Below are 24,654 nucleotides of genomic sequence, written 5' to 3'. Positions count from 1 at the left end.
CCGCCCCTCCGAGCGCCACCTTCCCGTGGACCGCTGGGTCAAGCCGCAGGAATTCGTGGACCTGCAGAACGAGGCGGACGAGATCGGCTTCCTCGGCGTCATGTCCGGGCCGCTGGTGCGCTCCTCCTACCGCGCCGGCCGGCTCTGGGCCACCGCGATGCGCAAGAAGGGCTGGGAAATCCCCGCCGAACTCGCGCACATCGAAAGCTCCGGCAGCACCCGCCAGGAAGCCAGCTCCCTGCTCGCCGCCCATTCCTGAACCCAACTGCAACACCCTTCCAGCCAAGGGCCGGCGCCGGAGTCATCTGGTGCCGGCCCTTGGCCGTGAATCACGTAGAATTAAGGCACTATGGCGAATTCCCCTGATCCCAGCAGCTCCAGCCCGGCTTCCGATGCTCCGAAGCGCGGTCTTTTCTCCCGTAAGCCCAAGGAAGCAAAGGCCAAGAAGCCGAGCCGGCTGAAGCAGATCGGCGAAGTCTTCCAGATGACGCGCCGCCACGACCCCATGGTTCCGTGGCTCATGTTGCTTGCGTTCCTGGGCGTTGTCGCCGTCAGCCTCCTGGTCGGCTTCCTGCTGGAAAACTGGGTCACCGGCCTGATCATCGGCATCGCGCTGGGCGCCCTTGCGGCCACGCTGATCCTGTCCCGCCGCGCCGAACGCGCTGCATTTGCGCAGATCGAGAACCAGCCGGGCGCTTCAGGTGCCGCACTGGGCACGCTCAAGCGCGGCTGGATCACCGAGGACCAGCCCGTCGCCGTGAACCCCCGCACGCAGGACGCCGTCTTCCGCGCCATCGGCCGTCCCGGCGTCGTTCTCGTCAGCGAAGGCCCCAGCGCCCGGGTCAAGCCGCTGGTTGACGCCGAGCGCAAACGTCTTGCACGCATCCTCCCCAACGTCACCATCCACGTGATCGAGAGCGGCCGCGGCGAAGGCCAGGTGCCGCTCAGCCAGGTCGCCCGCAAGATGAACAAGCTCAAGGGCGAACTGACCAAGACCGAGGTCAGCGCGGTGTCCAAGCGAATTTCCTCGCTCGGCGGCCGCCTGCCCATCCCGAAGGGCATCGATCCCTACAAGGCCCGCCCGACCCGCGGTCGCTAGGCCCCGCCGGCAGCATCCACGCATTTCAGAACCACCCGTACTACAGAATCGCCCCGGTTCACGGCCGCTCCAGGCCGCCAGCCGGGGCGTTTCCATTACCGCCCCAGATCAACTCCGTGAGCGCTGAAGACCGACCCGACTGACGCCAGGAACCAGGAGAAACGCATGACATTTCCACCGACCGCAACCATCATTCGCATTTTCCGGGGGCTGGCCATTGCCGAAGCGTTCAGCTGGGCCGCGCTGCTGGTGGGCATGGTGCTCAAATGGGTCACCCGGACGACGGAACTCGGCGTGGAGATTGCCGGCCCGATCCACGGCGCGTTCTTCATCGGTTACGCAGCCGCGGCACTGAGCCTGTGGGCGAAGCTTCGCTGGCCGTTCCGGGTTGCCCTGCTCTCCGGCCTGTCCGCCGTTTTTCCCTTTGCAACCATCTGGTTTGAACGCTGGGCCGGGCGCCGGGGCCACCTCAATGCCGCCGGCGAACCCGCACGGGCACAGGAATTTGCAGGGGCACAGGAAAAAGAAGTGACGCGCGACGACGACGACCTATCCGCCCGGGTCTGATACTTATTGCTACCGACGGGCGCTGATTGGTACTGACCGGCGCTGATTGCTACCGACCGACGCTAGTTAGTACAGGCCGGGCCCGACCCAACGGGTCTGGCCGGCGCGCACCGGCAAGGACCGACGTCGCGCATCCGGCGGGAAGGTCCTACATGCGGACGAGTACGGTATCCATGGCCTTGTCGTGGAGGCCGCGCTGGTCTGGATCGAAGATGACGGCCGGGATCACGAGGCATAGCAGCACTGTGCGCACCAGGGCGGCGAGGGGGCCCGCCGGACCGCCGCCGAGCCGGACCACGTGGATACCCACGATTCTGTGGCCGATGCTGTAGCCGAGGGTGCCGATCAGCAGGATCTGCTCGATGGCAAACACGGCAAGGGTGGCCCAGGAATCGCCGGCGAAGGCGAAATTGCTGATCAGCAGCGCGATGGCCCAGTCAATGCAGATCGCCAGGATGCGCCGGCCGGCACGGGCAATCGATCCGGGGCCGGCCTCGGGAAATCCCAGCCGCTCCCCCGGGTACCTGGATATGCCGGATGTGTCCGGCCCGGTGAGCCATGAACCGATGTCTTTGCGATCAACCACGGTTCAATCTTATCGGCTCTGGCCCGTCCACAGTGTGGGCGGTAGTGTGTCACACTGTGGACCATGTAGGTCACAGTGTGGACCGGCGACTAGCGTTTACTTGTCAGGGCATTCTGTAACCTCCCCGAAACAATACGGACACTGCGGGGAAATCCCACGTCCTTAGGGTGGTAACAGTTGCTAGCGACTGCGAAGCGGGGAAGCTTTTTTGCCTTCTCCGCTGTTGGACTGCGCTGGACCAATGTGCCTGACGGCCAGATTTTTCATATGCGTAAGGAGCATAGATGTTCAAGACTGCGGACGAAGTCCTCAAGTTCATCAAGGACGAAGACATCAAATTCGTCGATATCCGCTTCACCGATCTTCCTGGCGTTCAGCAGCACTTCAACGTGCCGGCCAAGAGTGTTGACGCCGACTTCTTCGTCAACGGCCAGCTCTTCGACGGATCTTCGATCCGCGGCTTCCAGGGCATCGCCGAGTCTGACATGCAGCTCATCCCGGACGTGACCACGGCATTCATCGACACGTTCCGCATGGAGAAGACCCTTGCGCTGAACTTCTCGATCGTGAACCCGCGCACCGGCGACCCGTACCACCGCGACCCCCGCGGCGTGGCCGAGAAGGCCGAAGCCTACCTCGCCTCCACCGGCATTGCGGACACCGCGTTCTTCGCCCCCGAGGCTGAGTTCTTCGTCTTCGACAACGTCCAGTACCAGTCCTCCCCGCAGGGCAGCTTCTACAAGATCGACTCTGAGGAAGCCCACTGGAACACCGGCCGCGAGGAAGAGGGCGGAAACCTCGGCTACAAGACCCCCGTCAAGGGCGGTTACTTCCCGGTCTCCCCCACCGACAAGCAGGCCGACCTGCGCGACGCCATGTGTGTTGCACTGGACGAGGCCGGCCTTGAGGTCGAGCGCAGCCACCACGAAGTCGGCTCCGCCGGCCAGGCTGAAATCAACTACAAGTTCACCACCCTGACCCACGCGGCTGATGACCTGCAGAAGTTCAAGTACGTCATCAAGAACACCGCCGATGCCTGGGGCAAGTCGGTCACCTTCATGCCGAAGCCGGTCTTCGGTGACAACGGCTCGGGCATGCACTGCCACCAGTCGCTGTGGACCGGTGGCGAGCCGCTGTTCTACGACGAGAAGGGCTACGCCGGCCTGTCCGACACCGCCCGCTGGTACATCGGTGGCCTGCTGAAGCACTCCTCCGCCGTCCTGGCCTTCACCAACCCGACGGTGAACTCCTACCGCCGCCTGGTCAAGGGCTTCGAAGCCCCGGTCAACATGGTCTACTCGCAGGGCAACCGCTCCGCCGGTATCCGTATCCCGATCACGGGCTCCAACCCGAAGGCCAAGCGCATCGAGTTCCGCGCGCCGGACCCCTCCTCCAACCCGTACCTGGCGTTCGCCGCCCAGCTGATGGCCGGCATTGACGGCATCCGCAACCGGATCGAACCCCCGGCTCCGATCGACAAGGACCTCTACGAGCTCCCGGCCGAAGAAGCCAAGGACATCCCCAAGGCCCCGGGCACCCTCGAGGAGGCCCTGGAGGCATTGGCCGAGGACAACGAGTTCCTGCAAGCCGGCGGCGTCTTCACCCAGGACCTGATCGACACCTGGATCGAGTACAAGTACGAGAACGAGATCCGTCCGCTCTCGCTGCGCCCGAACCCGTACGAGTTCGAGCTTTACTACGGCGTCTAGTTAGATCACTGGCTAAACCAGATTTAGTCCACAGAGAGCCCGCACGGGCTGCCAGAGCTTCGGCGATGGCGGCCTGTGCGGGCTCTCTTTTCGTCATCAGGGCCAACCAGTACCGCTGGCCCACGGACGCCAAACTAACCTCTGTTCAGAATGCCCGGTACATGATGCGCTGCGGGCCGGCGTCGCCGCCTTCGTAGCGGCCGCGGTCCTCGAAACCGGCCTTGCGGTAGGCGGCCAGCCCGCCGGGGTTCAGTTCGTTGACGGAGAGGACGACGCCGGACTGGCCAGTGCCCAGGCCCGCCGTCAGTTTGGCAGCCTCCCGCACTGCGGCGTCCGCGGCGCTGGTGCCGAGGCCCTTGCCCTGCTGCCGGCGGTCGATCAGGAAGCCACGCAGGAGCCACGCCGAGTCGTCGTCGGGCCAGCCCGCAAGCGTCGCCGCTCCGGCCTGGAGCGTCAGCACGCCGACGGCGGTGCCGTTCTGATCCACGGCGAATGGATACCGGGACTCCTCTTCGAGCGCGATCAGCATCATCCGCAGCGGCTCGCCGACGAACTTTTGCTGCCCCTCGCCGAGTTCCAGCAGAGCGATCTCCCCCAGTTTGATGTCCCGGGCGTCGTTGTCGAAGTTCTTCAGAGGCAGCAGCCAAACATGTCCGGACATGTAGCCAGCGTACCCGCGCGGACGGTGCCTGCAGCGCCTCCCGTCAACGGGACAGGGCTAGAGCGCAGCCTCCTTGGGCGGCCCCGCAGGATCCATCCAGAACACTTCCCAGAGGTGGCCGTCGGGGTCCTGGAAGCTGTGGGTGTACATGAAGCCGTAGTCCTGGGCTTCTTCCGAGGCCGTGCCCCCGGAGGTGAGGGCGGTTCGGATGACCTCGTCCACGGCTTCCCGGCTCTCCAGCGAGAAGGACATGATGGCCTCGGCGGTGTCAGCCGTAGCGGCAACTGACTTCGAGGTGAACGTCTTGAAGTAGGACTCGACGAGCAGCATCACGTAGGCGCCGTCGTTGACGATCATGCACGTGGCGTTTTCATCGGTGAAGGCGGGGTTGAAGGTGAATCCCAGCGCTGTGAAGAATTCAACAGTCGTATCGAGATTCCGGACGGGAAGATTAACAAACAGTTGCCTGGCCATCCGCCCAAGGTAGCATCGCCCGGCAGCACGTGTCTGTAGGGCCGGTGCCAGTAATCCGTGGGCCGCCGGCGGGGCGCTAGTTGCCGTAGAAGACGCGCTCGAAAACTGCCCGGGCGCGCCGGCTCAGCCGCAGGTAGTCCTCTTCCAGCTCCGYGGCGTTGCCCTGGCCGTAGCCGCACCAGCGCGCAACGGCCTCAAGGTCGCGACGGGAGGAGGGCAGCAGGTCCGAGGTCCGGCCGGTCCAGATGACGTTGGCCGAACGGATCCGGCTCGCCAGCCGCCACGCCCGGAGGAGGATGACGGTGTCCCCCGCGTCCATCAGGTCCAGGGCCGCGGCCGCCTCGAGGGCCTCCACGGTGGATGTGGTCCGCAGCTCAGGGTGCTCGCCGGCGTGCTGAAGCTGGAGCAGCTGCGCCAGCCATTCGACGTCGCTCAGCCCGCCCCGGCCAAGCTTCAGGTGCCGGGCGGGATCGGCCCCGCGCGGGAGGCGCTCCGCCTCGACCCTGGCTTTGACCCTCCGGACCTCCCGCGCGTCCTGGTCGGACAACGACTCCGGGTACCGGATCGTATCGATCAGCGCCACAAAATCCTCTGCCAGCTCATCGTCGCCGGCCATGGGGCGCGCCCGCAGCAGCGCCTGGGCCTCCCAGACGAGGGACCACCGGCGGTAGTACTCGGCATAGGATTCCAGGGACCGCACCATGGGCCCGCTCTTGCCCTCGGGGCGCAGGTCCGCGTCCACCGCCAGCACCCGTTCGGCCAGGATCGCCGGTTTGAGCGGCTGGGTCAGCAGGCTTGAGAGCTTGCCTACGATCTGCAGGGCCTGTGCCTGCGCCTCCTCGTCCGGCACGCCCGGGAGTCCGCGGTGGACGTACATGACGTCGGCGTCCGAGCCATAGCCGATCTCCCGGCCGCCCTGGCGCCCCATCGCCACCACCAACAGGTGCGTCTTCAGCGGTTCCTCGGCGGTGACGATCGTCTCCGCCACGCGCAGCGCGCCCAGGACTGCTGCCCGGTCGGTATCGGCGAGGGCCACACCCACCTGGCCCTGGTCGAGCAGCCCTTCACTGTCCGCAATGGCGATCCGGAGGATTTCCCGGCGCCGGATCAGCCGGATCAGCCGCATTGCGCTCTCGGGGTCCGAGTGCCGGGACATCTTCGAGGTGATCTCCAGCCACTGGGATTCGAAGCTGAGCGGCACCAGGTCCTTGTCCGTGCCGAGCCACGCCACTGACTCCGGCGAAACCTCCAGCAGGTCCGCGATCAGCCGGGAGTTGGCGAGCACATGGCAGAGCCGCTCGGCCGCGGCCGTCGAATCCCGGAGCATGCCCAGGTACCAGTGCGTGGTGCCGAGGGCCTCGCTGACGCGCCGGAAGGCGAGCAGCCCGGCGTCGGGGTCCACGCCGTCGGCGAGCCAGTCCAGCAGGATCGGCAGGAGCTGGCGCTGGAGGGCCGCGCGCCGGCTGACGCCGGCGGTGAGGGCCTCAATGTGCCGCATGGCGCCGCGGGGATCGAGGTAGCCGAGGGCGGCGAGACGGCCTTGGGCGGCCTCCGGCGTAAGCCGCGCCTCCTCGCTGCTCAAAGTGGCGACGGAATTGAGCAGCGGGCGGTAGAAAATGCGCTCGTGGAGTTCCCGGACCGAGCGCTTGGTCTTCCGCCAGGCGGCCACGAGGGCGTCCGGCTTGGGCCGCTCGGCGGAGAACGGCCCAAGGACGGCCTTGGCGAGGGAGCGCAGCGACGCTTCGTTCACCGGCATGAGGTGGGTGCGCCGCAGCTGGAACAGCTGGATCCGGTGTTCGAGCAGGCGCAGGTAGCGGTAGTCGCGGTCGAATTCCGCGGCGTCCGAACGGCCGATGTACCCGCCCGCGGACAGCGCGGCGATGGCCGAGGTGGTGTCCCGGCAGCGCAGTGATTCATCGGACTTGCCGTGCACGAGCTGCAGCAGCTGGACGGTGAACTCGACGTCGCGCAGTCCCCCGCGGCCCAGCTTGATCTGCCGCTGTTCCTCATCGGAGGGAATGTGCTCGGTGACCCGCCGGCGCATGGCGCGGACGGATTCGACAAAACCTTCCCGGCCGGCCGAGGACCAGATCAACGGCGACACGGCTGCTTCGTAGCGCGCCCCCAGGGCGGCGTCGCCGGCGATGGTCCGGGCCTTCAGGAGGGCCTGGAATTCCCAGCTCTCGGCCCAGCGGGCGTAATAGTTTTCGTGCGAGGCCAGGGTCCGGACCAGCGGCCCGGACTTTCCCTCGGGCCGGAGGTTCGCGTCCACTTCCCACAGCCCCGGTTCGCGGCTCGTGGACATGATCGCCCGCGAGATCCCGGAGGCCAGGACGGTGCCGATCGTAATGGCCTGGGCGTCCTCCAGTGTCCCGGCATCGATCACGTAGATGACGTCGACGTCGGAAATGTAGTTCAGTTCGCGGGCTCCGCATTTGCCCATGCCGATCACGGCGAGGCCGACGTCGGACACTTCCGCGGCGTCGAACTTCTCCGCGGCCTCGGCCCGGGACACGGCGAGGGCCGCCTCAAGCGCGGCGCCGGCGAGGTCGGCCAGTTCGGCACCGGCGGCCGGCATGAAGTCCAGCGGATCGGCGGCGCACAGGTCCTTGATGGCGAGTTCCACCAGTCCGCGACGGTAGGCGGTCCGCAGGGCCGCATAGGCCTCCTGGCCGCTTAGGCCCGCCACCGGCCGGGCGGACTTGGGATCGGCCCGCACCGACTGGAGCAGCCGGGACCGCAGGTCTCCGGCATTCGCGGCCATCGGTTCCGGACTGGCCCTGACATCGAACGCGTCGAGGTGCTCCGGGTGGCGGATCAGGAACTCCCCCAGCGCCTCGGAGGCACCCAGGACCCGGTACAGCGCTTCGCTGCTTTCCAAATCGGCGACGGCGAGCTTGCGCAGCTCCGGGTGCTTCTCGATCAGCCGGACCAAGGACTGCAGCGCCGTGTCCGGGTTGGCCGCCAGCTGCAGCCCGGCAAAGAGGGCATCCTGGTCGAGACCCTCCAGTTCCCGGGCAGCCAGGAACCGCTCGCCCTTGTCGAGATCACTGAAGCCGGCGGCAATGAGGCGCCGTGCCAGGCTCACTGGGGCAGCCTACAGAATGCCGAGGTTGCGCTGCAGCTCGTAGGGCGTCACCTGGAGGCGGTAGTCCTGCCATTCGGCACGCTTGTTGCGCAGGAAGTGCTCGAACACCTGCTCGCCGAGGATCTGCGGCATGAGTTCGGAATCCTCCATGGTCCGGATGGCGTCGTGCAGGCTCGCCGGCAGCGGGTCGTGGCCCATGGCGCGGCGTTCCGCGGAGCTCAGCGACCATATGTCGTCCTCGGCCGCCGCGGGGAGCTGGTAGCCCTCTTCGATGCCCTTGAGACCGGCACCGAGGAGCACGGCGTAGGCCAGGTAGGGGTTGGCGGCGGAGTCGATGCCACGGTACTCGATCCGTGCGGACTGGCCCTTGCCGGGCTTGTACAGCGGGACGCGGACCAGCGCGGAGCGGTTGTTGTGGCCCCAGCTCAGGTAGCTCGGCGCCTCTCCCCCGCCCCAGAGCCGCTTGTAGGAGTTCACGAACTGGTTGGTGACTGCTGTGAATTCGGGTGCGTGCTTGAGGATGCCGGCGATGAACTGACGCGCCGTCTCGGACAGCTGGAACTCTGCACCGGCCTCGTAGAAGGCGTTGGTGTCACCTTCGAAGAGCGAGAAGTGCGTGTGCATGCCGGATCCGGGGTGGGCCGTGAAGGGCTTGGGCATGAAGGTGGCGTAGGTSCCCTGCTGCAGCGCGACYTCYTTGATSACCGTCCGGAAGGTCATGATGTTGTCCGCGGTCTGCAGGGCGTCCGCGTAGCGCAGGTCGATCTCGTTCTGGCCCGGGCCGGCCTCGTGGTGGCTGAATTCCACCGAGATGCCCACGGATTCGAGCATGGTCACGGCGGTGCGGCGGAAGTCCTGGGCCACGCCGCCAGGAACGTGGTCAAAGTAGCCGCCCTCGTCCACGGGGACCGGCGACCCGTCCGGGCCCGGCTGCTGGGACTTGAGCAGGTAGAACTCGATCTCGGGGTGGGTGTAGCAGGTGAAGCCCATGTCCGCGGCTTTGGCCAGGGTCCGCTTGAGGACGTTGCGCGGGTCGGCTGCGGACGGTTCGCCGTCGGGCGTCAGGATGTCGCAGAACATCCGCGAGGTCGCCTCTGTCTCGCCGCGCCACGGCAGGATCTGGAACGTGGCCGGATCCGGCTGGGCGAGCATGTCGGATTCAAAGACGCGGGCCAGGCCTTCGATCGATGACCCGTCGAATCCGAGCCCTTCCTCGAATGCGCCTTCCACTTCGGCCGGGGCCAGGGCCACGGACTTGAGCGATCCCACGACGTCGGTGAACCAAAGGCGCACAAACCGCACATCGCGCTCTTCGATCGTCCGCAGGACAAACTCTTGCTGGCGGTCCATTCTGGCCTCTTTCCGGTTCTTCCATCCGCCCCAGGCCCGGCCTTTCATGGGCCCCGCGGTTGCTCACGATTCACTTTACTAATCATTGCCACCGATTGCTGAAGCCGGACCCCCGCGTAACACACCGTTAACACAAAGGCGGAGGTTTTCGCGGCGCGGGGCGGCGTTGGCCATCGGCGCGGGGCGCCCGAGTGACGTGATTCACTGGCCCGGGCCAGTTCCCCGGGTGGCTGCAACGCCACGTATCGCACTACGCTCGTGGCATGGCCACAAGCAACAGCTCTGATTCCAGCACGCCCGCAGAACTTGCGGCCCCCTACGGCACCGGCCCGGCGGCCTCGGTGGCTAGAGCCGGCGGAACCGGCGGCGGCGCCGCTGGTATTGCCCCTGGTGGTGGCGGTGGTAGTGCCGCTGGCGGGACAGCCGATGCGTCCCGGAAGCCGGCGGCCAGGATCCGCACGCATCATCTGCACCAGGCCAAGGTCAACGGTGAGCGCTTCGCCATGCTGACCGCCTATGACCAGTACACCGCCGAGATTTTTGACCAGGCCGGCATCGAGGTGCTGCTGGTGGGTGATTCGGCGTCCAACAACGTTTTCGGCAACGAGACCAGCCTTCCCGTGACGGTTGACGAGCTCCTTCCTCTGTGCCGGGCCGTCGCCCGTTCCGCGCGGCGGGCCCTGGTGGTGGCGGACCTGCCCTTCGGCAGCTACGAGGTCTCCGCCCAGCAGGCGGTGGCCACCGGCGTCCGGTTCCTCAAGGAGGGCCTGGCACACGCGGTCAAGATCGAAGGCGGGAAGTTCTACGCCGAGACGGTCCGCGCCATGGTCCAGGCCGGCATTCCCGTCATGGCGCATATCGGTTTCACCCCGCAGAGCGAGCACGCCCTCGGCGGCTACCGGGTCCAGGGCCGCGGCGATGACGCCGAGCGGCTGATCGAGGACGCCGTCGCGCTGGCCGAAGCCGGCGCGTTCTGCGTACTGATGGAAATGGTCCCGGCCGCGACGGCRGCGGCCGTGGATGCCGCCGTCGAGGTCCCCACCGTCGGCATCGGCGCCGGCAACGCCACCACCGGGCAGGTCCTGGTGTGGCAGGACATGGCGGGCCTGCGGGGTGGAAAGATGGCGAAATTCGTCAAGCAGTACGCTGACCTGCGGACCTCACTCAGTGACGCCGCCACGGCCTACGGCGAGGACGTCCGTTCCGGCCAGTTCCCCGGCCCGGAGCACTCCTTCTAAGCCTTCTCGGAGCCCTCTTTCCAAGCCACCCGAGTGCCCAGAAGGCATTCGCTCCTGATGTCCACAGCGTGACCTGCGGCGATACCTCATCCTTCTCGGAGGATGCGTTGCGCCGGGAGTCCGGGCACGCTGACATCAAAGGCCCGCAACAGGACCTGGGCAGTTGTTCCGCCGACCCAAATTCGTGCATGAAGCGATGGGCCAGACACCGGCGGACACTTAGAGAGGAGTAGCGATGGACACGGGTAACTTCTGGAACGTCATCCTGTGGAGTTTCTGGTTCTTCATCTGGATCGCCGCGCTGATGGTGTGGTTCCGCTGCTTGATTGACATGTTCGGCGACCACACGCTGAGCGGCTGGGCCAAGGCCGGCTGGGTAATACTGCTCGTCTTCGTGCCGTGGCTCGGCGCACTTATCTACCTGATTGCCCGGGGCCGCAGCATGACGGAACGCTCGATGAAGGCCGTTGCCGAGCAGCAGGCCGCCCAGCAGCAGTACATCCAGCAGGTCGCAGGCAAGTCGGCCAGTCCGGCCGCCCAGATCGCCGATGCCAAGGCTCTGCTTGATTCCGGAGCCATCAACCAGACCGAGTTTGATTCCCTCAAGACAAAGGCCCTGGCCTGACACGGACGCCTGACGTAGAACACCAGACGCCGACATCTGACACAGTCAACGGGCCTACGCCCCGCCCTCGCGGCCACCGCCCTGGGCGGGGCAAGGGAAGCCATGAGACTCACCTGGCTGGGTCACTCCACAGTGGTCCTGGACATCGACGGGGCACGGATCCTGACCGATCCGTTGCTTCGTCCTCATGCGGGACTGCTGCGACGCCTGGCACCGCGGCCGGCCCCGACGGCGTGGAGCCGGCCGGACGTTGTACTCCTCTCCCACTTGCACCACGACCACGCGGAGTTGCGCTCCCTGCGCATGCTGCACGGATCGACGCTGATGAGCGCTCCGGCGAACGTCGAGTGGTTGAGGCGCCGGCTGCTGCTGCGCGCAGTTGCCCTGGGCGACGACTGGACCCCCGTAGACACCGGAGCCCAGGCCGGGGTCCAGATACGCCAGGTGCCGGCCGAGCACCGTAGCCGCCCCATGCCACACCGCCCCAACGACGCCAACGGACAGCTGGTCCGGGGACCGTCGGGCACCGTGTGGATCGCCGGCGACACGGGACTGTATCCGGAGATGGCCTCGATCCCCGTCATGGCTGGCGGGCCCATCGATGTGGCCCTGGTGCCCGTCTGGGGGTGGGGACCCAGGCTTTCGGCGGGACACCTGACTCCGGAGAGCGCGGCCCGGGCTGTGGCGATGAGCGGCGCCCGATTCGCCGTGCCGGTGCATTGGGGAACGCTGCACCCGCCTATGGTCACACTCTTCGCCCGGACCTGGCTCGAACAGCCCGGGCGCCGCTTTGCCGACGCCGTGGCGGAGCAGGCTCCGGGCTGCACCGCGGTGGTCCTCGCACCCGGCGAATCGTGGGTGCTGCCGCCCTGAGCCGGCCTCCGGCAGCTACCGGAACAGCACTGGATCCACCGGAGCAGGACCGGACCGCCGGCGGGGGCGAACCGGCGGTCGATCATCCGCGGAACGCCGTCGCGGTGCGCTGGCCACTGGCCTCGAGCATCCCCACGAGCACCCTGTGCAGCGCATCGGCACCTTCGATCCGCTCGGGCAGGCCGGCCATGAGATCGGCCGGGCCGAGCAGCACGGCGCGGTCCTGCCACCCGCCCAGGCCGCCGTGGGATCCGACCAGGCCTTCGAACGCGGCGACGTCGTCGGTCACCGGGTCAACGGTGCTGTTGACGTAGAGATCCGGCGCCTCGGGGTGCATCAGCGCGCGGCGGAGCACCCGTGCCGCGTGGGACCCGAAGGTGGCCAGCGGGTCGGTGCCCTCCACGGCAGCGCTTGCGATGTTGATGCGCCCCGCGCTCCCGATTGCCCACTCTTGGCCGTCTTCATCGATGCCGGCGACGAACCCTACGCCGGGATGGCCTGCCAGTCCGGGAATCAGCGCCGGCCACTCCCGTTCGAGGTCTTGGAGGGTCCAGCGCCGGTCACCGCGCACGTAGACCAGGCCCAGGTTGCCCGAGCCCAGCACCACCACCGGGTCCTCCTCGGTGCCGCCCGGGGGCGGAGTCTGCGGGGGCGAAGTCTGCTGGGGTGAAGTCTGCTGTGCCGGCTTGGGCTGGGCCGGAGTCTGCTGGGCCGGAGTCTGGCGGGAAGGCGTCTGCTGTGCCCTGGTCAGCATCTCGTCGGCACGGGCGGCGAGCTTCCCGGTCATCCCGCCAGCCGCGATGTCCCCGGCGAGGGAGTCCGCGCGCCCGAGCCCTTCGACGGACGCGTCCACGTTTTGAACGTGTTCATGAATGAGTTCCTCACACAGATCGCCAAGCGACTGGCCGTATCGGTCAGCGAACGGGGTGCCCTGGGACTGGCCATGGTCCGAGAGCATCACCAGCCGATAGCGGCGGGGAGCGGCCGCGGCCAGCAGGGCCAGGGATCCCAGCGTGCGGTCCAGGCCATCGAGTGCGGCGAGCGACTCGGGCCGGAACACACCCGCGTGGTGGGCGATCTCGTCATAGTCCACGTAGTCCACATAAATGCACTTCGTGCCGCGGCGCAGTTCCTCTGCCACCAGGGCTGTGTTCAGGTCCCGCAGGAGGGCGTTCGTGACCGCCCGCAGGAGGGCAAAGGTCCAGTCCCGGTGCACACGCGGGTCCAGGTTGCGTTTGACTTGCCGTCGGGCCTGCCAACGCTCCTTGAGGATCTCCCCGACGGTCCGTGTGAAGCTGCGCATGAATCCGTTCGGCGAAGCGAAGAACCAGGCGAAGGCGCGGCGGGTTTGGGTGGAGCCGCGGCCGACTTCCACCCGGCTCATGGTCAGCAACGATCGGGGCGCGTCTCCGGTGAACAGGTTTGAAATGGAAACGCCGTCGTCGCAGAGCAGGCCTAGGCCGGTGGTGTGCCTTTCCTCTATCACCCGGGCGTCTGCCGGACGGTTGGCCACTAGGACCCGGCCGAGCTCACGGTCGTACCACCGGAACGCAGGGATCCCATCGACGGTGCCGTGCAGAATGCCAAACTGGCTGGCCGGCGTCGTGCACGGCAGCTGGGGCGTCCATTCGCGGATCTTGTAATCGCCCGATGTCAGCCAGCGCCGGATGTGCGGTACGGCCCCGGACTGGACTGCCCACTGCAGCACCGGGAAGGGGACGCCGTCGAGCTGGACGAACAGGACGCCGTCAACCTCCGGATCACTCACCGTTTCCGGTCGCCGCGCCCGTCCGGCCAACGAGGTAATCAGGCCGTCATCAGTGCCGGCGGTAGTGGCCCACGAAATGAGCGTGCCCACAATGGCGCTGACCCAGGTTGCCGCAATGGCGGTCCATACTGTCGACTCGATGCCGGGCACCAGGCGGATCGCGACGTACATGATCAGGGCCTGGCCGATCAGGGCCGTAAGAATCACTCCCGTCCAGCCCACCCTGGCCGAGATCTCCACCAGTGCGGGGCGCAGGACCAGACCGGCGACCCCGGCCGCCGCTGCCACCGCGGCGTAGGCCCACCAGCTCGTTGCCGAGAACCCCGGGAGCAGCGCGCCGGTAATAATGAGGGCAACAGTCGAGGCAGCCCAGGCGACGGCCAGCCTCGCCAGGTCGGTGACTCGGACGCCGCGGGTGCGGATAACGCTCGTCGGCATTTTCCCAGTATGGCCGGAGGTCACCGGCCGGCACTCACCCTCACCGGGTGAGAATCACGGCCCGAGAAGTATCAGGGCCCGGCGGGACAAGTAGAACGGGACAAGTAGAACGGGTCAAACGGAACGGGTTAGGCGGAACGGGTTAGTCGTCCTCGTCCTTGTCCCACGCCTCATTGCGCGCCTTGACCTTTTCCAGGGCGTGCTCGGCTTCTTCACGGGTCTTGTACGGTCCGATCAACTGACTCCAGTCGGACATCGCGTCTTCCTCGATCTCGTGAGTGTTGACGTTGTACCAGTATTCGGGCATCGGTGCTCCTTCGCTGATTTCCGCTGATTCAGGCTGTTTTTGCAGCTGTTCTTACGGCTGTTTTGCTGGCCGTCTTTCCGGCTCAGTTTTCCGGCTCTGTTTTCCGGCTCTGTTTTCCGGGCTGTATTTACGGGCTTCGCCCGCCTGCTTATATGATCAATCTATGCCTTCTCTAGCCTCAACTGCACCCATCGGCACGCTTGTCCCGGGCACAGTGAGCCCGCAGCTTGCTGTGCCGCCGTCCATCGCGCGGCCGGAATATGTGGGCAAGCCCGGTCCGGCGAAGTTCACGGGATCAGAGGTCAAGTCGGCAGAGACCATCGAGAAGATCCGGATCGCCGCCAAGATCGCGGCCCAGGCCATCGTGGAAGTCGGCAAGCACATCGAGCCCGGTGTCACCACGGACCACCTGGACCGGGTAGGCCACGAATTCCTGCTGGACCACAACGCGTACCCGTCCACCCTGGGCTACCGGGGCTTTCCGAAGTCGCTGTGCTCCTCACTCAATGAGGTCATCTGCCACGGGATCCCGGACAGCACCGTGGTCCAGGACGGCGACATCCTCAACATCGACATCACGGCCTTCGTCGGCGGCGTGCATGGCGACACCAACTACACGTTCCTGGTCGGCGACGTCGATGAGGAATCCCGCCTCCTCGTCGAGCGCACCAAGGAATCACTGAACCGCGCCATCCGGGCCGTAGCGCCGGGACGCGAGATCAACGTGATCGGCCGGGCCATCGAGTCCTACGCAAAGCGATTCGGCTACGGCGTGGTCCGCGACTTTACCGGACACGGAGTGGGCGAAGCCTTCCACACCGGGCTGATCATTCCGCACTATGACGCCGCGCCGGCATACAACACAGTCATGGAAACCGGTATGGTGTTCACGATCGAGCCGATGCTGACCCTGGGCACCGTTGACTGGGACATGTGGGCCGATGACTGGACGGTCGTGACCCGCGACCACAAGCGCACAGCCCAGTTCGAGCACACCCTGCTCGTCACGGAGTCCGGCGCCGAGGTCCTCACGCTGCCCTGACTCGCKCAACACCCGGTATTTCACTGCATCACCCTGCTCTTCACCCGCCGGCCTTGTCCGGCTCCTACCGCCCGCCCCTGCCACGAACGGAATGACATTGGCCAAGAAGGACGAGAAGTCGAAGAAGAACGCCCATCTGATCGGCATTGACATCGGCGGCACCGGTATCAAGGGCGGAATCGTGGACCTGAAGAAGGGCAAGCTGATCGGCGACCGCGTGCGCATCCCCACGCCGCAGCCCTCCACCCCCGAATCCGTGGCCGAAGTCGTGGCGCAGGTCGCTGCCGAGCTCTCCGCCCGTCCCGACGCCCCCGACTCCGACACCCCCGTGGGCGTCACCTTCCCGGGCATCATCCAGCACGGCGTGGTCCACTCGGCCGCCAATGTGGACAAGTCGTGGCTGGAGGCCGACATCGACGGCATGCTCACGGCACGCCTCGGCCGTCCCGTGGAGGTCATCAACGACGCCGACGCCGCCGGCCTCGCCGAGGCCCGCTTCGGTGCCGGCGAAGGAGTCGATGGCACCGTCCTGGTGATCACCTTGGGCACCGGCATCGGTTCGGCCTTCATCTTCGACGGCAAGCTGGTTCCCAACGCCGAACTCGGCCACCTGGAGATCGACGGTTTCGACGCCGAGACCAAGGCCTCGGCCGTGGCCCGTGAGCGCGACGGCCTCAGCTGGGAACAGTACAGCGTGCTGCTGCAACGCTACTTCTCCCACGTCGAATTCCTGTTCTCCCCCGAGCTCTTCATCGTGGGCGGCGGCATCTCCAAGCGTGCCGACGAGTACCTGCCGCACATGAAGCTGCGCACTCCGATCGTTCCGGCCGAACTGAAGAACGACGCCGGGATCGTGGGCGCGGCCGTCGAGATCGCGCTGAAGCACAAGCTGGCCAAGTAGCCCCATGACCGGGCGAGGCTCTGGGGTCGTTATCGTCACCGGCGCCAGCCGCGGCATCGGGGCGGCGATCGCCCTGCGTGCCGCGGCAGCCGGCTACGCCGTCGTAGTCAATTACTCCAACGACGCCGCCGGTGCCGCTGAGGTGGTACATGCCATCACCGGGAGCGGGGGAACTGCGCAGGCAGTGCGCGCCGATGTCAGCGATCCGGCCGCGGTGTCCGGACTGTTCGACGCCGCCATGGGCCTGGGCCCGCTGGCCGCCGTCGTGAACAACGCAGGAATCACCGGGAACCTGATCGGCCCCTTGGCGGACGTGCCGGAGGACACCGTCCGCCGTGTCCTCGACGTCAACGTCGCGGGCCTGATCTTTGTCTGCCAGGAGGCGGTACGCAGGTTGGGCCGCGACCACGGCGGCAACGGCGGCTCCATCATCAACATTTCCTCCACGGCGACAAAAGCCGGTTCGCCCGGAACGTGGGCGCACTACGCGGCGTCCAAGGGCGCCGTCGACGTCCTCACCGTGGGGCTGGCGGCTGAAGTCGCGGCGCAGGGTATCCGGGTTAACGCCGTGGCTCCGGGGAGCACAAACACCGGACTGCACGCCGCCGCCGGCATGCCGGACCGGGTGGAGCGGCTCAATCCTACGATCCCGATGGGCCGCGGCGCGGAGCCCGACGAGATTGCAGCAGCAGTCCTGTGGCTTCTGTCCGGGGAGGCCTCCTACATCACCGGAGCGGTGCTCCCGGTCGCTGGCGGCCGCTAGATCCAACGACCCGCCGCGAGCCAGGCGGGGTGGAGCCGGTGGTGGCCGCGGCTTCCCCTCCGCTGCCACCACCGGAGTCTGTGGTGGTGCCCTTTGACCCAGTTAACCCGGAACAGTCCCCGGGACTTAAGAACACAAATCTTACGACGGCGCCTGAAGCGGACTCTTGTCCGGGTTCTTGCCGTCCCGGCCCTTGGTCTCCGCCTCATGGCGAAGCAGGGATATCGCCGCTTCGAAGTCTTCCAGCGATTCGAAGGCCTGGTAGACGCTGGCGAAGCGCAGGTAGGCGACCTCGTCGAGGCGCTGCAACGGCTCCAGGATCGCCAGGCCTACTTCGTGGGCTTCGATTTCGGCCGCGCCGGAGCCCCGGATCGTCTCCTCGACTTCCTGAGCCAACAGGGCGAGATCGTCCTCAGTAACGGGGCGGCCCTGGCAGGCCTTGCGGACGCCGTTGATAACCTTGCTGCGGCTGAACGGCTCGCCGACGCCCGAACGCTTGATGACGGTCAGGCTGGTGGTTTCCACCGTGGTGAAGCGGCGCCCGCATTCGGGGCACTGGCGACGGCGGCGAATGGCCGAGCCGTCGTCGGCTATCCGGCTGTCCACGACGCGCGAATCAGGGTTCCGGCAGAACGGGCAATACATCTCGTTTCCTCCCCTGTCGCAATCCTCGAGCAGCCGCAATCCGTGAAAGGCGGTAATCCTTAGAAGGCGCCAATCCTTAAAAAGGCACCAATCTTTAAAAAGCGCGGTTTCGGTGCCGCTCTGTGAACCCAGTTTACGACTAGATGTAGCTGAATAACAAGCCTGTAATTACTACATGTAGTGGTTGGGGGCCGGCTACCGGGCGGCGAACCGCACCGTGACGGCCTCGCCGTGCGCGGGCAGATCCTCCGCGCCGGAGAGGCTGACGATGTGGCCGCTGACCTGCTCCAGCGCGGAGCGGCTGTAGTTGATGACCTGGATGGCCCGCAGGAACGTGGTCACGTTCAGTCCGGAGGAGAAAGCGGCCGTGCCGCTGGTCGGCAGCACGTGGTTGGACCCGGCGCAGTAGTCGCCCAGGCTCACGGGGCTGTAGTCCCCCACGAAGATCGCACCGGCGCTGCGGATCCGGGCTGCCACCCCGGCGGCATCGGCGGTCATGATTTCAAGGTGTTCCGCGGCGTAGGCGTCGCAGGCGGCGATGCCCTGCTCCAGGTCCTCGACCAGCACCACGCCGGACTGCGGGCCGGACAGGGCCTCCCGGACGCGGCTGGAGTGCTTCGTGGCTGCGGCCTGCCGCTCCAGCTCCACCCGGACCTCGGCGGCCAGGGCCTCGGAGTCGGTGAACAGAACCGACGCCGCCTTGGGGTCGTGCTCGGCCTGGCTGATGAGGTCCGCGGCCACGAGGGCGGGGCTGGCGGTGGAGTCGGCGAGGATGGCGATCTCGGTGGTGCCGGCCTCGGAGTCGATCCCGACGACGCCCTTGACCAGCCGCTTGGCGGTGGCCACGAAGATGTTGCCCGGACCCGTGACGACATCCACGGGGTCGATCCCGGGGAGGTTGCCGGACGCATCGGCCGGGATGCCGTACGCGAAGGCCGCGATGGCCTGCGCCCCGCCGATCGCGTAGACCTCCTCGATGCCCAGGAGGCAGGCCGCCGCCAGGATGGTGGGGTGCGGGAGGCCGCCGAAGTTCTTCTGCGGCGGTGACGCCAGTGCAATCGATTCGACGCCGGCGGCCAGGGCGGGGACCACGTTCATGATGACCGAGGACGGGTAGACGGCCAGGCCGCCGGGGACGTAGAGCCCGACGCGCGCCACCGGCACCCAGTTTTGGCTGACGACGGCGCCCTCGCCGAGTTCGACGTCGATGTTCGCCGGGCGCTGCGCGTCCGCGAAGCTGCGGGCCCGGCGGATGGATTCCTCGAGGGCGGCGCGCACGGCGGGATCCAGGCCCTCAAGGGCCGCACGCAGCGCCTCGGCCGGGACGCGGGGGTGCGTCTGTTCGACGCCGTCGAAGGCCAGTGCCAGCTCCCGGAGGGCGCCGATGCCCCGCGCGCGGACGGCAGAGATGATGTCCAGGACCTTGCCCTCGGCGTCGGCCATGGTGCCCGACTGTGCCCGGGGCACGGCAGCGCGGAGTCCAGCGAGGGACAGGTGCTGGCCGCGCACGTCCACCGTGCGGAAGTTGAGGGCGGCGGTCATCTGGGCGGGGCTGTCTGGAGTTAGGCTCACCCGATCATTTTACGTGCCCCGCCGCACCGGCCCGAAGCTGTGACGCGGCCCGAAGCTGTGACGCGGCCCCGCCGCGGGAAGCCGACACTGTGCCGCGGGGAGCCGCGGGTCAGCGGCGGGCTTTGCCGCCGGAGCCCGGGAAGAGGCTGTTCAGGAAGATGGCCAGCGCGATCGCCGCCGGCCAGATGGCGAGGACGGCATACGAGCGCAGTGAGAAGGCAACGCTTGCGCTGGCCGAGGTGTCCGCCGGCGCTCCCCACAAGTGGGCGCTGAGCACGCCGGTTCCCCAGGCGATGAGCGAGCCGGCAACGCCGGCGAGGACCACCAGGATCACGGTGCCGGGGCCGGGCTGGTAGTGCTTGGAACCGGCGACGAACGAGCCGGCGACGCATCCGGCGAGCAGGCACAGTCCCGCCAGCACCAGGTCCCTGGGCAGCCAGGTTGCGGTGTTGGTGCCGGCCGCGAGGTCCGGGTTTCCGGTCAGCAGGTTCAACCCCGACGGCGCCAGGAGCCACCAGAGCAGGCCCACGGGGACGCCGGCGGCCGCGATGATCGCGGCCTTCCGCAAGGGCCGCCGGCCGGGTCCGGGCTGCTGTCCCGGATACGCGGGCAGCACCGGCTGCGCGGGCTCCCCGTCGTGGTGGACGGGGCCGTCTACTGCGGGCTGTGTCATGCAACAAACGGTAACAAGAAATTCCGCCGGCGCATGACGCCTCCCGGCAGCACATGACGGCAGAAGTAAAGAAAATGTCCTACTGGATCACCGGCGCAATACGCTGGAAGAGTAGGAACCATGACACGCACGTGCAGCAGGGAGTTGGATCGCAGTGGCCACAGATGAAGGAATTTTCGAAGGAACGTTCAAGGAAATGTTCCGCCGTCACGCTGCGGGCGTGGCCATCATCACGGCCAACTTCAACGACGTCCCGTTCGGATTCACGGCAACCTCTGTCGCCTCGCTGTCCGCCAAGCCGCCGCGCTTCACGTTCAACATGGCCAGGACCTCCAGTTCCTGGCCGGCCGTGGCGAACACGACCTACATTGGCGTCCACATGCTCGGGCTGGACAACCAGGAACTCGCCGACCGCTTCGCTCGGGCCGGCAACCGGTTCGACGGCGACCACTGGGAACACGGACCCCATGACGTGCCTGTGCTCAAGGGTGTCGCCGGCTGGCTGATCGGCAAAGTCCAGATGCGGCTCTCGTTCGAGAACAATGCCGTCGTGGTGGTTGAGGTAGTGGAGGGCCAGGTGGGCGAGGACGGCGCTCCCCTGCTCTATCACTCCGGGGCGTACGGCCAGCCTGTTCCGCTCGACTACGAAATCTGAGCGCCGGGCTCCAGGGGCCGCCGCCGCGCTGGTTCCCCGCCCGGATTAATTGTCCAGGCAGGTCGGGCCGAGCAGCACCTTCAGGTCGCCGAACAGTGACGGGCTCGGATTGACCCGCAGATGCACCGGCAGGCCCATCACCTCTACCCGGGTGTCGCCCTGCAGGTGCAGCCTGACCTCGGAATTGCCGCGGTGGGTGCGCAGGACGTCGCCGAGCTCGGTCACGACGGCCTCGGTGGCCTTGTGCGTGGCCATGGTGATGACCACGGGCCCGTTCTGGCTGTCACTGAGGTCCGGGACGGACAGTTCCATGCAGTTCAAGGTGACGGCTCCGTCGTCGCGCCGTTGCAGGCGGCCCTTGACCACCACGATCAGGTCCTCCGCCAGCACCGAGGCGATGGGGCCGTAGACCTGGCCAAAGAACATGACCTCCATGGAACCGGCGAGGTCCTCGATTTCGGCGCGGGCGTAGGCGTTGCCGCTGGCTTTGGCGATCCTTCGGCTGAGTGAGGTGATCATGCCCGCGATGGTCACGATCGAGCCGTCCGGCGGGCCGTCTTCGGCGATGATGGAGGTGATCGACCGGTCGGCGTGCTGGCTCAGGAGCCCTTCCAGCCCTTGCAGCGGGTGGTCGGAGACGTAGAGGCCGAGCATGTCGCGCTCGAACGCCAGTTTGTCCTTCTTCTCCCATTCCGGCAGGTCCGGGATTTCCGTGCTGAGCGACGCCTCGGGCTCCTGGTCCTCGAAGCCGGCGAAGAGGTCGAACTGGCCGATCGCCTCGTTGCGCTTGAGGGTGATGACGGAGTCGATCGCTTCTTCATGGATCATGGCCAGGGCACGGCGGGGATGGCCGAGCGAGTCGAAGGCGCCGGCCTTGATCAGGGATTCGATGGTGCGCTTGTTGCAGACCACCGCGGGGACCTTCATGAGGTAGTCCTTGAAGGACGTGTAGGCGCCTTCCTTTTCGCGCGCCGCCACCATGGCTTCGACGGCGTTCACGCCGACGTTGCGGATGGCGCCCATGCCGAAGCGGATGTCGGTGCCAACCGGGGTGAAGTTCAGCGCTGACTCATTGACGTCCGGCGGCAGCACCGTGATGCCCATGCGCCGGCATTCGTTGAGGTAGATCGCGGACTTGTCCTTGTCGTCGCCGACGCTGGTCAGCAGGGCCGCCATGTACTCCGGGGCGTAGTGCGCCTTCAGGTAGGCGGTCCAGTAGGAGATCACGCCGTACGCGGCCGAGTGCGCCTTGTTGAAGGCGTAGTCGGAGAACGGCAGCAGGATGTCCCAGAGGGTCTTGACCGCGGCCATGGAGTAGCCGTTGTCCTGCATGCCTTGGGAGAAGCCGGCGAACTGCTTGTCCAGCTCGGACTTCTTCTTCTTGCCCATGGCGCGGCGCAGGATGTCGGCCTGGCCCAGGGTATAGCCGGCGAGCTTCTGCGCCACGGCCATGACCTGCTCCTGGTACACGATCAGCCCGTACGTGCCGCCGAGGATTTCGGAGAGCGGTTCCTCGAGCTCCGGGTGGATCGGGATGACCTCTTGGATCTTGTTCTTGCGCAGCGCGTAGTCGGTGTGGGCGTTGGCGCCCATGGGCCCGGGCCGGTAGAGGGCCAGCACGGCGGAGATGTCTTCGAAGTTGTCAGGCTTCATCAGCTTGAGCAGGGAGCGCATGGGCCCGCCGTCGAGCTGGAAAACGCCCAGCGTGTCTCCGCGGGCCAACAGCTCGTAGGACGCCGTGTCGTCCAGCTCGAGGGTTTCGAGGTCCAGGTCGACGCCGCGGTTCATTTTGATGTTTTCCAGGGCATCGGAAATGATCGTCAGGTTTCGCAGCCCGAGGAAGTCCATCTTGATCAGGCCAAGGCCTTCGGACGTCGGATAGTCGAACTGGGTGATGACCTGGCCGTCCTGGAAGCGGCGCATGATCGGAATCACGTCGATGATGGGATCCGAGGACATGATGACGCCGGCGGCGTGCACGCCCCATTGCCGCTTCAGGCCTTCGATGCCCAGTGCCGTTTCGAAGACCTTGGCAGCCTCCGGGTCCGTGCTGATCAGCTGGCGGAAGTCACCGGCCTCGCCGTAGCGCTTGGACTGGGGGTTCTGGATGTCCGCGAGCGGAATGTCCTTTGCCATCACGGCCGGCGGCAGTGCCTTGGTCAACGTCTCGCCCATGCTGAACGGGTAACCCAGCACGCGTGAGGAGTCCTTGAGGGCCTGCTTGGTCTTGATGGTGCCGTAGGTGACGATCATGGCCACGCGCTCGTCGCCGTATTTACGCGTGACGTAGTCGATCACTTCGGAGCGGCGCCGGTCATCGAAGTCGACGTCGAAGTCAGGCATGGAGACGCGGTCCGGGTTGAGGAAGCGCTCAAAGATCAGGCCGTGGTGCAGCGGGTCGAGGTCGGTGATGCGCATGGCGTACGCCACCATGGAGCCTGCACCGGAGCCGCGTCCGGGACCGACCCGGATGCCGTTGTTCTTGGCCCAGTTGATGAAGTCGGCCACCACCAGGAAGTAGCCCGGGAAGCCCATGGAGGTGATGACTTCCAGCTCATAGTCGGCCTGCTTGCGGACCTTGTCCGGGATGCCCTTGGGATAGCGGTACTGGAGTCCCTTGTCCACTTCCTTGACCAGCCAGGAGGTTTCGTCCTCCCCCTCCGGGCAGGGGAACCGGGGCATGTAGTTGGCGCCGGTGTTGAACGAGACGTTGCAGCGCTCGGCGATCAGCAGCGTGTTGTCGCACGCCTCCGGGTGGTCGCGGAAGAGCTCGCGCATTTCCTGCGGTGACTTCAGGTAGTAGCCGCTGCCGGAGAAGGCAAAGCGCGAGCCGCCGTTGTCGTAGGTCGGCTCCAGGAGGGTGGAACCGGACTGGATGGCCAGCAGGGCCTCGTGCGCCTTCGCGTCGTGCTCGTGCGTGTAGTGCAGGTCGTTGGTGGCCACCAGGGGCAGGTTCAGGTCCTTGGCCAGGCGCAGGAGGTCGCCGGTGACGCGCCGCTCGATGTCCAGGCCGTGGTCCATGAGCTCGCAGAAGTAGTTCTCCGCGCCGAAGATGTCGCGGAACTCGGCCGCGGCCTCGACCGCTTCGCGGTACTGGCCGAGCCGCAGCCGGGTCTGGACCTCACCGGAGGGGCAGCCGGTGGTGGCGATGAGCCCTTCCGAGTAGGTGTTCAGCAGCTCCCGGTCCAGCCGGGGCCATTTGCCGAAGACCGAGTCCAGCGAGGCGATCGAGGAGGCCCGGAACAGGTTCCGCATGCCCACGTTGTTGTAGCTGAGCAGCGTCATGTGCGTGTAGGAGCCACCGCCGGAGATGTCATCCTTGCGCTGGTGCTCCTCGCCCCACCGCACGCGGGTCTTGTCCGTGCGGGCCGTCCCGGGAGTCACGTAGGCTTCGACGCCGATGATGGGCCTGATGCCCTGGTCGGTGGCCCGCTTCCAGAAGTCGAAGGCGCCGAACAGGTAACCGTGGTCCGTGGTGGCCAGGGCCGGCATGCCGAGCCGCTCGGTCTCGTCGAACAGCTCACCGAGCCGGGCGGCACCGTCCAGCATCGAGTACTCGGTGTGGTTGTGGAGATGGACAAACGAGTCGTTGCTGGAAGTCACCGCACCATTCTAGTGCC

The 24,654-nt window shown here is 66.8% G+C and carries 21 protein-coding genes and 1 pseudogene; 11 read left to right on the top strand and 11 right to left on the bottom strand.

Annotated features, from left to right (window positions below; genetic code table 11):
• The 3 genes and pseudogenes from AC1DEY_RS11570 to AC1DEY_RS11560 form a co-directional block, all read left to right on the top strand.
• A pseudogene (locus AC1DEY_RS11570) lies at window positions 1-259 on the top strand (lipoyl synthase); the annotation flags it as partial.
• A 90-nt stretch (window positions 260-349) separates the two neighbouring features.
• Entirely contained in the window at window positions 350-1,099 is a 750-nt protein-coding gene (locus tag AC1DEY_RS11565; protein WP_476868045.1) for a DUF4191 domain-containing protein, read from the top strand.
• A 165-nt stretch (window positions 1,100-1,264) separates the two neighbouring features.
• The gene (locus tag AC1DEY_RS11560) at window positions 1,265-1,666 is read left to right on the top strand and encodes a DUF3817 domain-containing protein (protein ID WP_476868044.1); all 402 of its coding nucleotides are present in this window, start codon (window positions 1,265-1,267) and stop codon (window positions 1,664-1,666) included.
• A 148-nt stretch (window positions 1,667-1,814) separates the two neighbouring features.
• Here AC1DEY_RS11560 and AC1DEY_RS11555 read toward each other — a convergent pair whose 3' ends face one another.
• Window positions 1,815-2,252 (bottom strand): RDD family protein, encoded by a 438-nt coding sequence (locus tag AC1DEY_RS11555; RefSeq protein ID WP_441410347.1) that lies wholly within the window; start codon window positions 2,250-2,252, stop codon window positions 1,815-1,817.
• A gap of 284 nt (window positions 2,253-2,536) precedes the next feature.
• Between AC1DEY_RS11555 and glnA (AC1DEY_RS11550) the strand changes: the two genes are divergently transcribed.
• On the top strand, window positions 2,537-3,961 hold the full coding sequence (gene glnA / locus AC1DEY_RS11550; RefSeq protein ID WP_223985745.1) for a type I glutamate--ammonia ligase: 1,425 nt from the start codon (window positions 2,537-2,539) through the stop codon (window positions 3,959-3,961).
• Between the two features lie 145 nt (window positions 3,962-4,106).
• Here the strand turns inward: glnA (AC1DEY_RS11550) and AC1DEY_RS11545 are convergent, their stop codons facing one another.
• The 4 genes from AC1DEY_RS11545 to glnA (AC1DEY_RS11530) form a co-directional block, all read right to left on the bottom strand.
• Entirely contained in the window at window positions 4,107-4,622 is a 516-nt protein-coding gene (locus tag AC1DEY_RS11545; protein WP_476868043.1) for a GNAT family N-acetyltransferase, read from the bottom strand.
• A gap of 57 nt (window positions 4,623-4,679) precedes the next feature.
• Window positions 4,680-5,096, bottom strand: coding sequence for a VOC family protein (locus AC1DEY_RS11540; RefSeq protein WP_476868042.1), 417 nt, complete (start codon window positions 5,094-5,096; stop codon window positions 4,680-4,682).
• Window positions 5,097-5,172: 76 nt separating this feature from the next.
• Window positions 5,173-8,184: a bifunctional [glutamine synthetase] adenylyltransferase/[glutamine synthetase]-adenylyl-L-tyrosine phosphorylase gene (locus AC1DEY_RS11535; RefSeq protein WP_476868041.1), complete on the bottom strand. Its 3,012-nt coding sequence runs from the start codon at window positions 8,182-8,184 to the stop codon at window positions 5,173-5,175.
• 9 nt (window positions 8,185-8,193) lie between these two features.
• Window positions 8,194-9,534 carry a type I glutamate--ammonia ligase gene (gene glnA / locus AC1DEY_RS11530; protein WP_120954845.1) on the bottom strand — a complete coding sequence of 447 codons (1,341 nt, stop codon included), beginning with the start codon at window positions 9,532-9,534 and terminating at the stop codon, window positions 8,194-8,196.
• A 263-nt stretch (window positions 9,535-9,797) separates the two neighbouring features.
• Here glnA (AC1DEY_RS11530) and panB point away from each other — a divergent pair, with 263 nt between their 5' ends.
• The 3 genes from panB (at window position 9,798) to AC1DEY_RS11515 (ending at window position 12,270) form a co-directional block, all read left to right on the top strand.
• Entirely contained in the window at window positions 9,798-10,772 is a 975-nt protein-coding gene (gene panB / locus AC1DEY_RS11525) for a 3-methyl-2-oxobutanoate hydroxymethyltransferase (protein WP_476868040.1), read from the top strand.
• Between the two features lie 235 nt (window positions 10,773-11,007).
• Window positions 11,008-11,397 carry an SHOCT domain-containing protein gene (locus AC1DEY_RS11520; protein ID WP_441410353.1) on the top strand — a complete coding sequence of 130 codons (390 nt, stop codon included), beginning with the start codon at window positions 11,008-11,010 and terminating at the stop codon, window positions 11,395-11,397.
• Between the two features lie 102 nt (window positions 11,398-11,499).
• Window positions 11,500-12,270: an MBL fold metallo-hydrolase gene (locus AC1DEY_RS11515; RefSeq protein WP_476868039.1), complete on the top strand. Its 771-nt coding sequence runs from the start codon at window positions 11,500-11,502 to the stop codon at window positions 12,268-12,270.
• Between the two features lie 82 nt (window positions 12,271-12,352).
• Here AC1DEY_RS11515 and AC1DEY_RS11510 read toward each other — a convergent pair whose 3' ends face one another.
• Window positions 12,353-14,476: a phage holin family protein gene (locus AC1DEY_RS11510; RefSeq protein ID WP_476868038.1), complete on the bottom strand. Its 2,124-nt coding sequence runs from the start codon at window positions 14,474-14,476 to the stop codon at window positions 12,353-12,355.
• Window positions 14,477-14,618: 142 nt separating this feature from the next.
• Window positions 14,619-14,783: an SPOR domain-containing protein gene (locus AC1DEY_RS11505; RefSeq protein WP_018772367.1), complete on the bottom strand. Its 165-nt coding sequence runs from the start codon at window positions 14,781-14,783 to the stop codon at window positions 14,619-14,621.
• 163 nt (window positions 14,784-14,946) lie between these two features.
• Between AC1DEY_RS11505 and map the strand changes: the two genes are divergently transcribed.
• The 3 genes from map to AC1DEY_RS11490 all read left to right on the top strand — a co-directional run bounded on the left by map (window position 14,947) and on the right by AC1DEY_RS11490 (window position 17,489).
• Complete coding sequence (gene map / locus AC1DEY_RS11500; protein WP_476868037.1) at window positions 14,947-15,825, top strand: type I methionyl aminopeptidase; 879 nt, start codon at window positions 14,947-14,949, stop codon at window positions 15,823-15,825.
• A gap of 97 nt (window positions 15,826-15,922) precedes the next feature.
• On the top strand, window positions 15,923-16,726 hold the full coding sequence (gene ppgK, locus AC1DEY_RS11495; RefSeq protein ID WP_476868053.1) for a polyphosphate--glucose phosphotransferase: 804 nt from the start codon (window positions 15,923-15,925) through the stop codon (window positions 16,724-16,726).
• 4 nt (window positions 16,727-16,730) lie between these two features.
• Window positions 16,731-17,489 (top strand): SDR family oxidoreductase, encoded by a 759-nt coding sequence (locus tag AC1DEY_RS11490; RefSeq protein ID WP_476868036.1) that lies wholly within the window; start codon window positions 16,731-16,733, stop codon window positions 17,487-17,489.
• Between the two features lie 141 nt (window positions 17,490-17,630).
• Here the strand turns inward: AC1DEY_RS11490 and nrdR are convergent, their stop codons facing one another.
• The 3 genes from nrdR to AC1DEY_RS11475 all read right to left on the bottom strand — a co-directional run bounded on the left by nrdR (window position 17,631) and on the right by AC1DEY_RS11475 (window position 20,379).
• The gene (gene nrdR, locus AC1DEY_RS11485; protein ID WP_476868035.1) at window positions 17,631-18,134 is read right to left on the bottom strand and encodes a transcriptional regulator NrdR; all 504 of its coding nucleotides are present in this window, start codon (window positions 18,132-18,134) and stop codon (window positions 17,631-17,633) included.
• 195 nt (window positions 18,135-18,329) lie between these two features.
• Window positions 18,330-19,676 (bottom strand): histidinol dehydrogenase, encoded by a 1,347-nt coding sequence (gene hisD / locus AC1DEY_RS11480; RefSeq protein ID WP_476868052.1) that lies wholly within the window; start codon window positions 19,674-19,676, stop codon window positions 18,330-18,332.
• Window positions 19,677-19,815: 139 nt separating this feature from the next.
• The gene (locus AC1DEY_RS11475) at window positions 19,816-20,379 is read right to left on the bottom strand and encodes a hypothetical protein (RefSeq protein WP_476868034.1); all 564 of its coding nucleotides are present in this window, start codon (window positions 20,377-20,379) and stop codon (window positions 19,816-19,818) included.
• Between the two features lie 196 nt (window positions 20,380-20,575).
• Between AC1DEY_RS11475 and AC1DEY_RS11470 the strand changes: the two genes are divergently transcribed.
• A complete protein-coding gene (locus tag AC1DEY_RS11470; protein WP_441410424.1) occupies window positions 20,576-21,034 on the top strand; it encodes a flavin reductase family protein in 459 nt (152 codons plus the stop codon).
• Between the two features lie 45 nt (window positions 21,035-21,079).
• Here the strand turns inward: AC1DEY_RS11470 and dnaE are convergent, their stop codons facing one another.
• Window positions 21,080-24,637, bottom strand: coding sequence for a DNA polymerase III subunit alpha (gene dnaE / locus AC1DEY_RS11465; RefSeq protein ID WP_476868033.1), 3,558 nt, complete (start codon window positions 24,635-24,637; stop codon window positions 21,080-21,082).
• Between the last annotated feature and the right edge of the window lie 17 nt (window positions 24,638-24,654).

This window comes from Arthrobacter sp. 05T47 (genome assembly GCF_056395825.1).
The sequence above is the reverse complement of the archived record's forward strand: the minus strand, read 5'-3'. Positions and strand labels throughout refer to the sequence as shown.

Coding starts and splice junctions, on each gene's coding strand:
- AC1DEY_RS11475 (WP_476868034.1), bottom strand. CDS start 20,379: ATGACACAGCCCGCAGTAGACGGCCCCGTCCACCACGACGGGGAGCCC.
- AC1DEY_RS11490 (WP_476868036.1), top strand. CDS start 16,731: ATGACCGGGCGAGGCTCTGGGGTCGTTATCGTCACCGGCGCCAGCCGC.
- AC1DEY_RS11540 (WP_476868042.1), bottom strand. CDS start 5,096: ATGGCCAGGCAACTGTTTGTTAATCTTCCCGTCCGGAATCTCGATACG.
- AC1DEY_RS11545 (WP_476868043.1), bottom strand. CDS start 4,622: ATGTCCGGACATGTTTGGCTGCTGCCTCTGAAGAACTTCGACAACGAC.
- AC1DEY_RS11560 (WP_476868044.1), top strand. CDS start 1,265: ATGACATTTCCACCGACCGCAACCATCATTCGCATTTTCCGGGGGCTG.
- AC1DEY_RS11505 (WP_018772367.1), bottom strand. CDS start 14,783: ATGCCCGAATACTGGTACAACGTCAACACTCACGAGATCGAGGAAGAC.
- AC1DEY_RS11565 (WP_476868045.1), top strand. CDS start 350: ATGGCGAATTCCCCTGATCCCAGCAGCTCCAGCCCGGCTTCCGATGCT.
- AC1DEY_RS11520 (WP_441410353.1), top strand. CDS start 11,008: ATGGACACGGGTAACTTCTGGAACGTCATCCTGTGGAGTTTCTGGTTC.
- AC1DEY_RS11510 (WP_476868038.1), bottom strand. CDS start 14,476: ATGCCGACGAGCGTTATCCGCACCCGCGGCGTCCGAGTCACCGACCTG.
- glnA (WP_223985745.1), top strand. CDS start 2,537: ATGTTCAAGACTGCGGACGAAGTCCTCAAGTTCATCAAGGACGAAGAC.
- map (WP_476868037.1), top strand. CDS start 14,947: ATGCCTTCTCTAGCCTCAACTGCACCCATCGGCACGCTTGTCCCGGGC.
- AC1DEY_RS11515 (WP_476868039.1), top strand. CDS start 11,500: ATGAGACTCACCTGGCTGGGTCACTCCACAGTGGTCCTGGACATCGAC.
- hisD (WP_476868052.1), bottom strand. CDS start 19,676: ATGACCGCCGCCCTCAACTTCCGCACGGTGGACGTGCGCGGCCAGCAC.
- nrdR (WP_476868035.1), bottom strand. CDS start 18,134: ATGTATTGCCCGTTCTGCCGGAACCCTGATTCGCGCGTCGTGGACAGC.
- AC1DEY_RS11470 (WP_441410424.1), top strand. CDS start 20,576: ATGTTCCGCCGTCACGCTGCGGGCGTGGCCATCATCACGGCCAACTTC.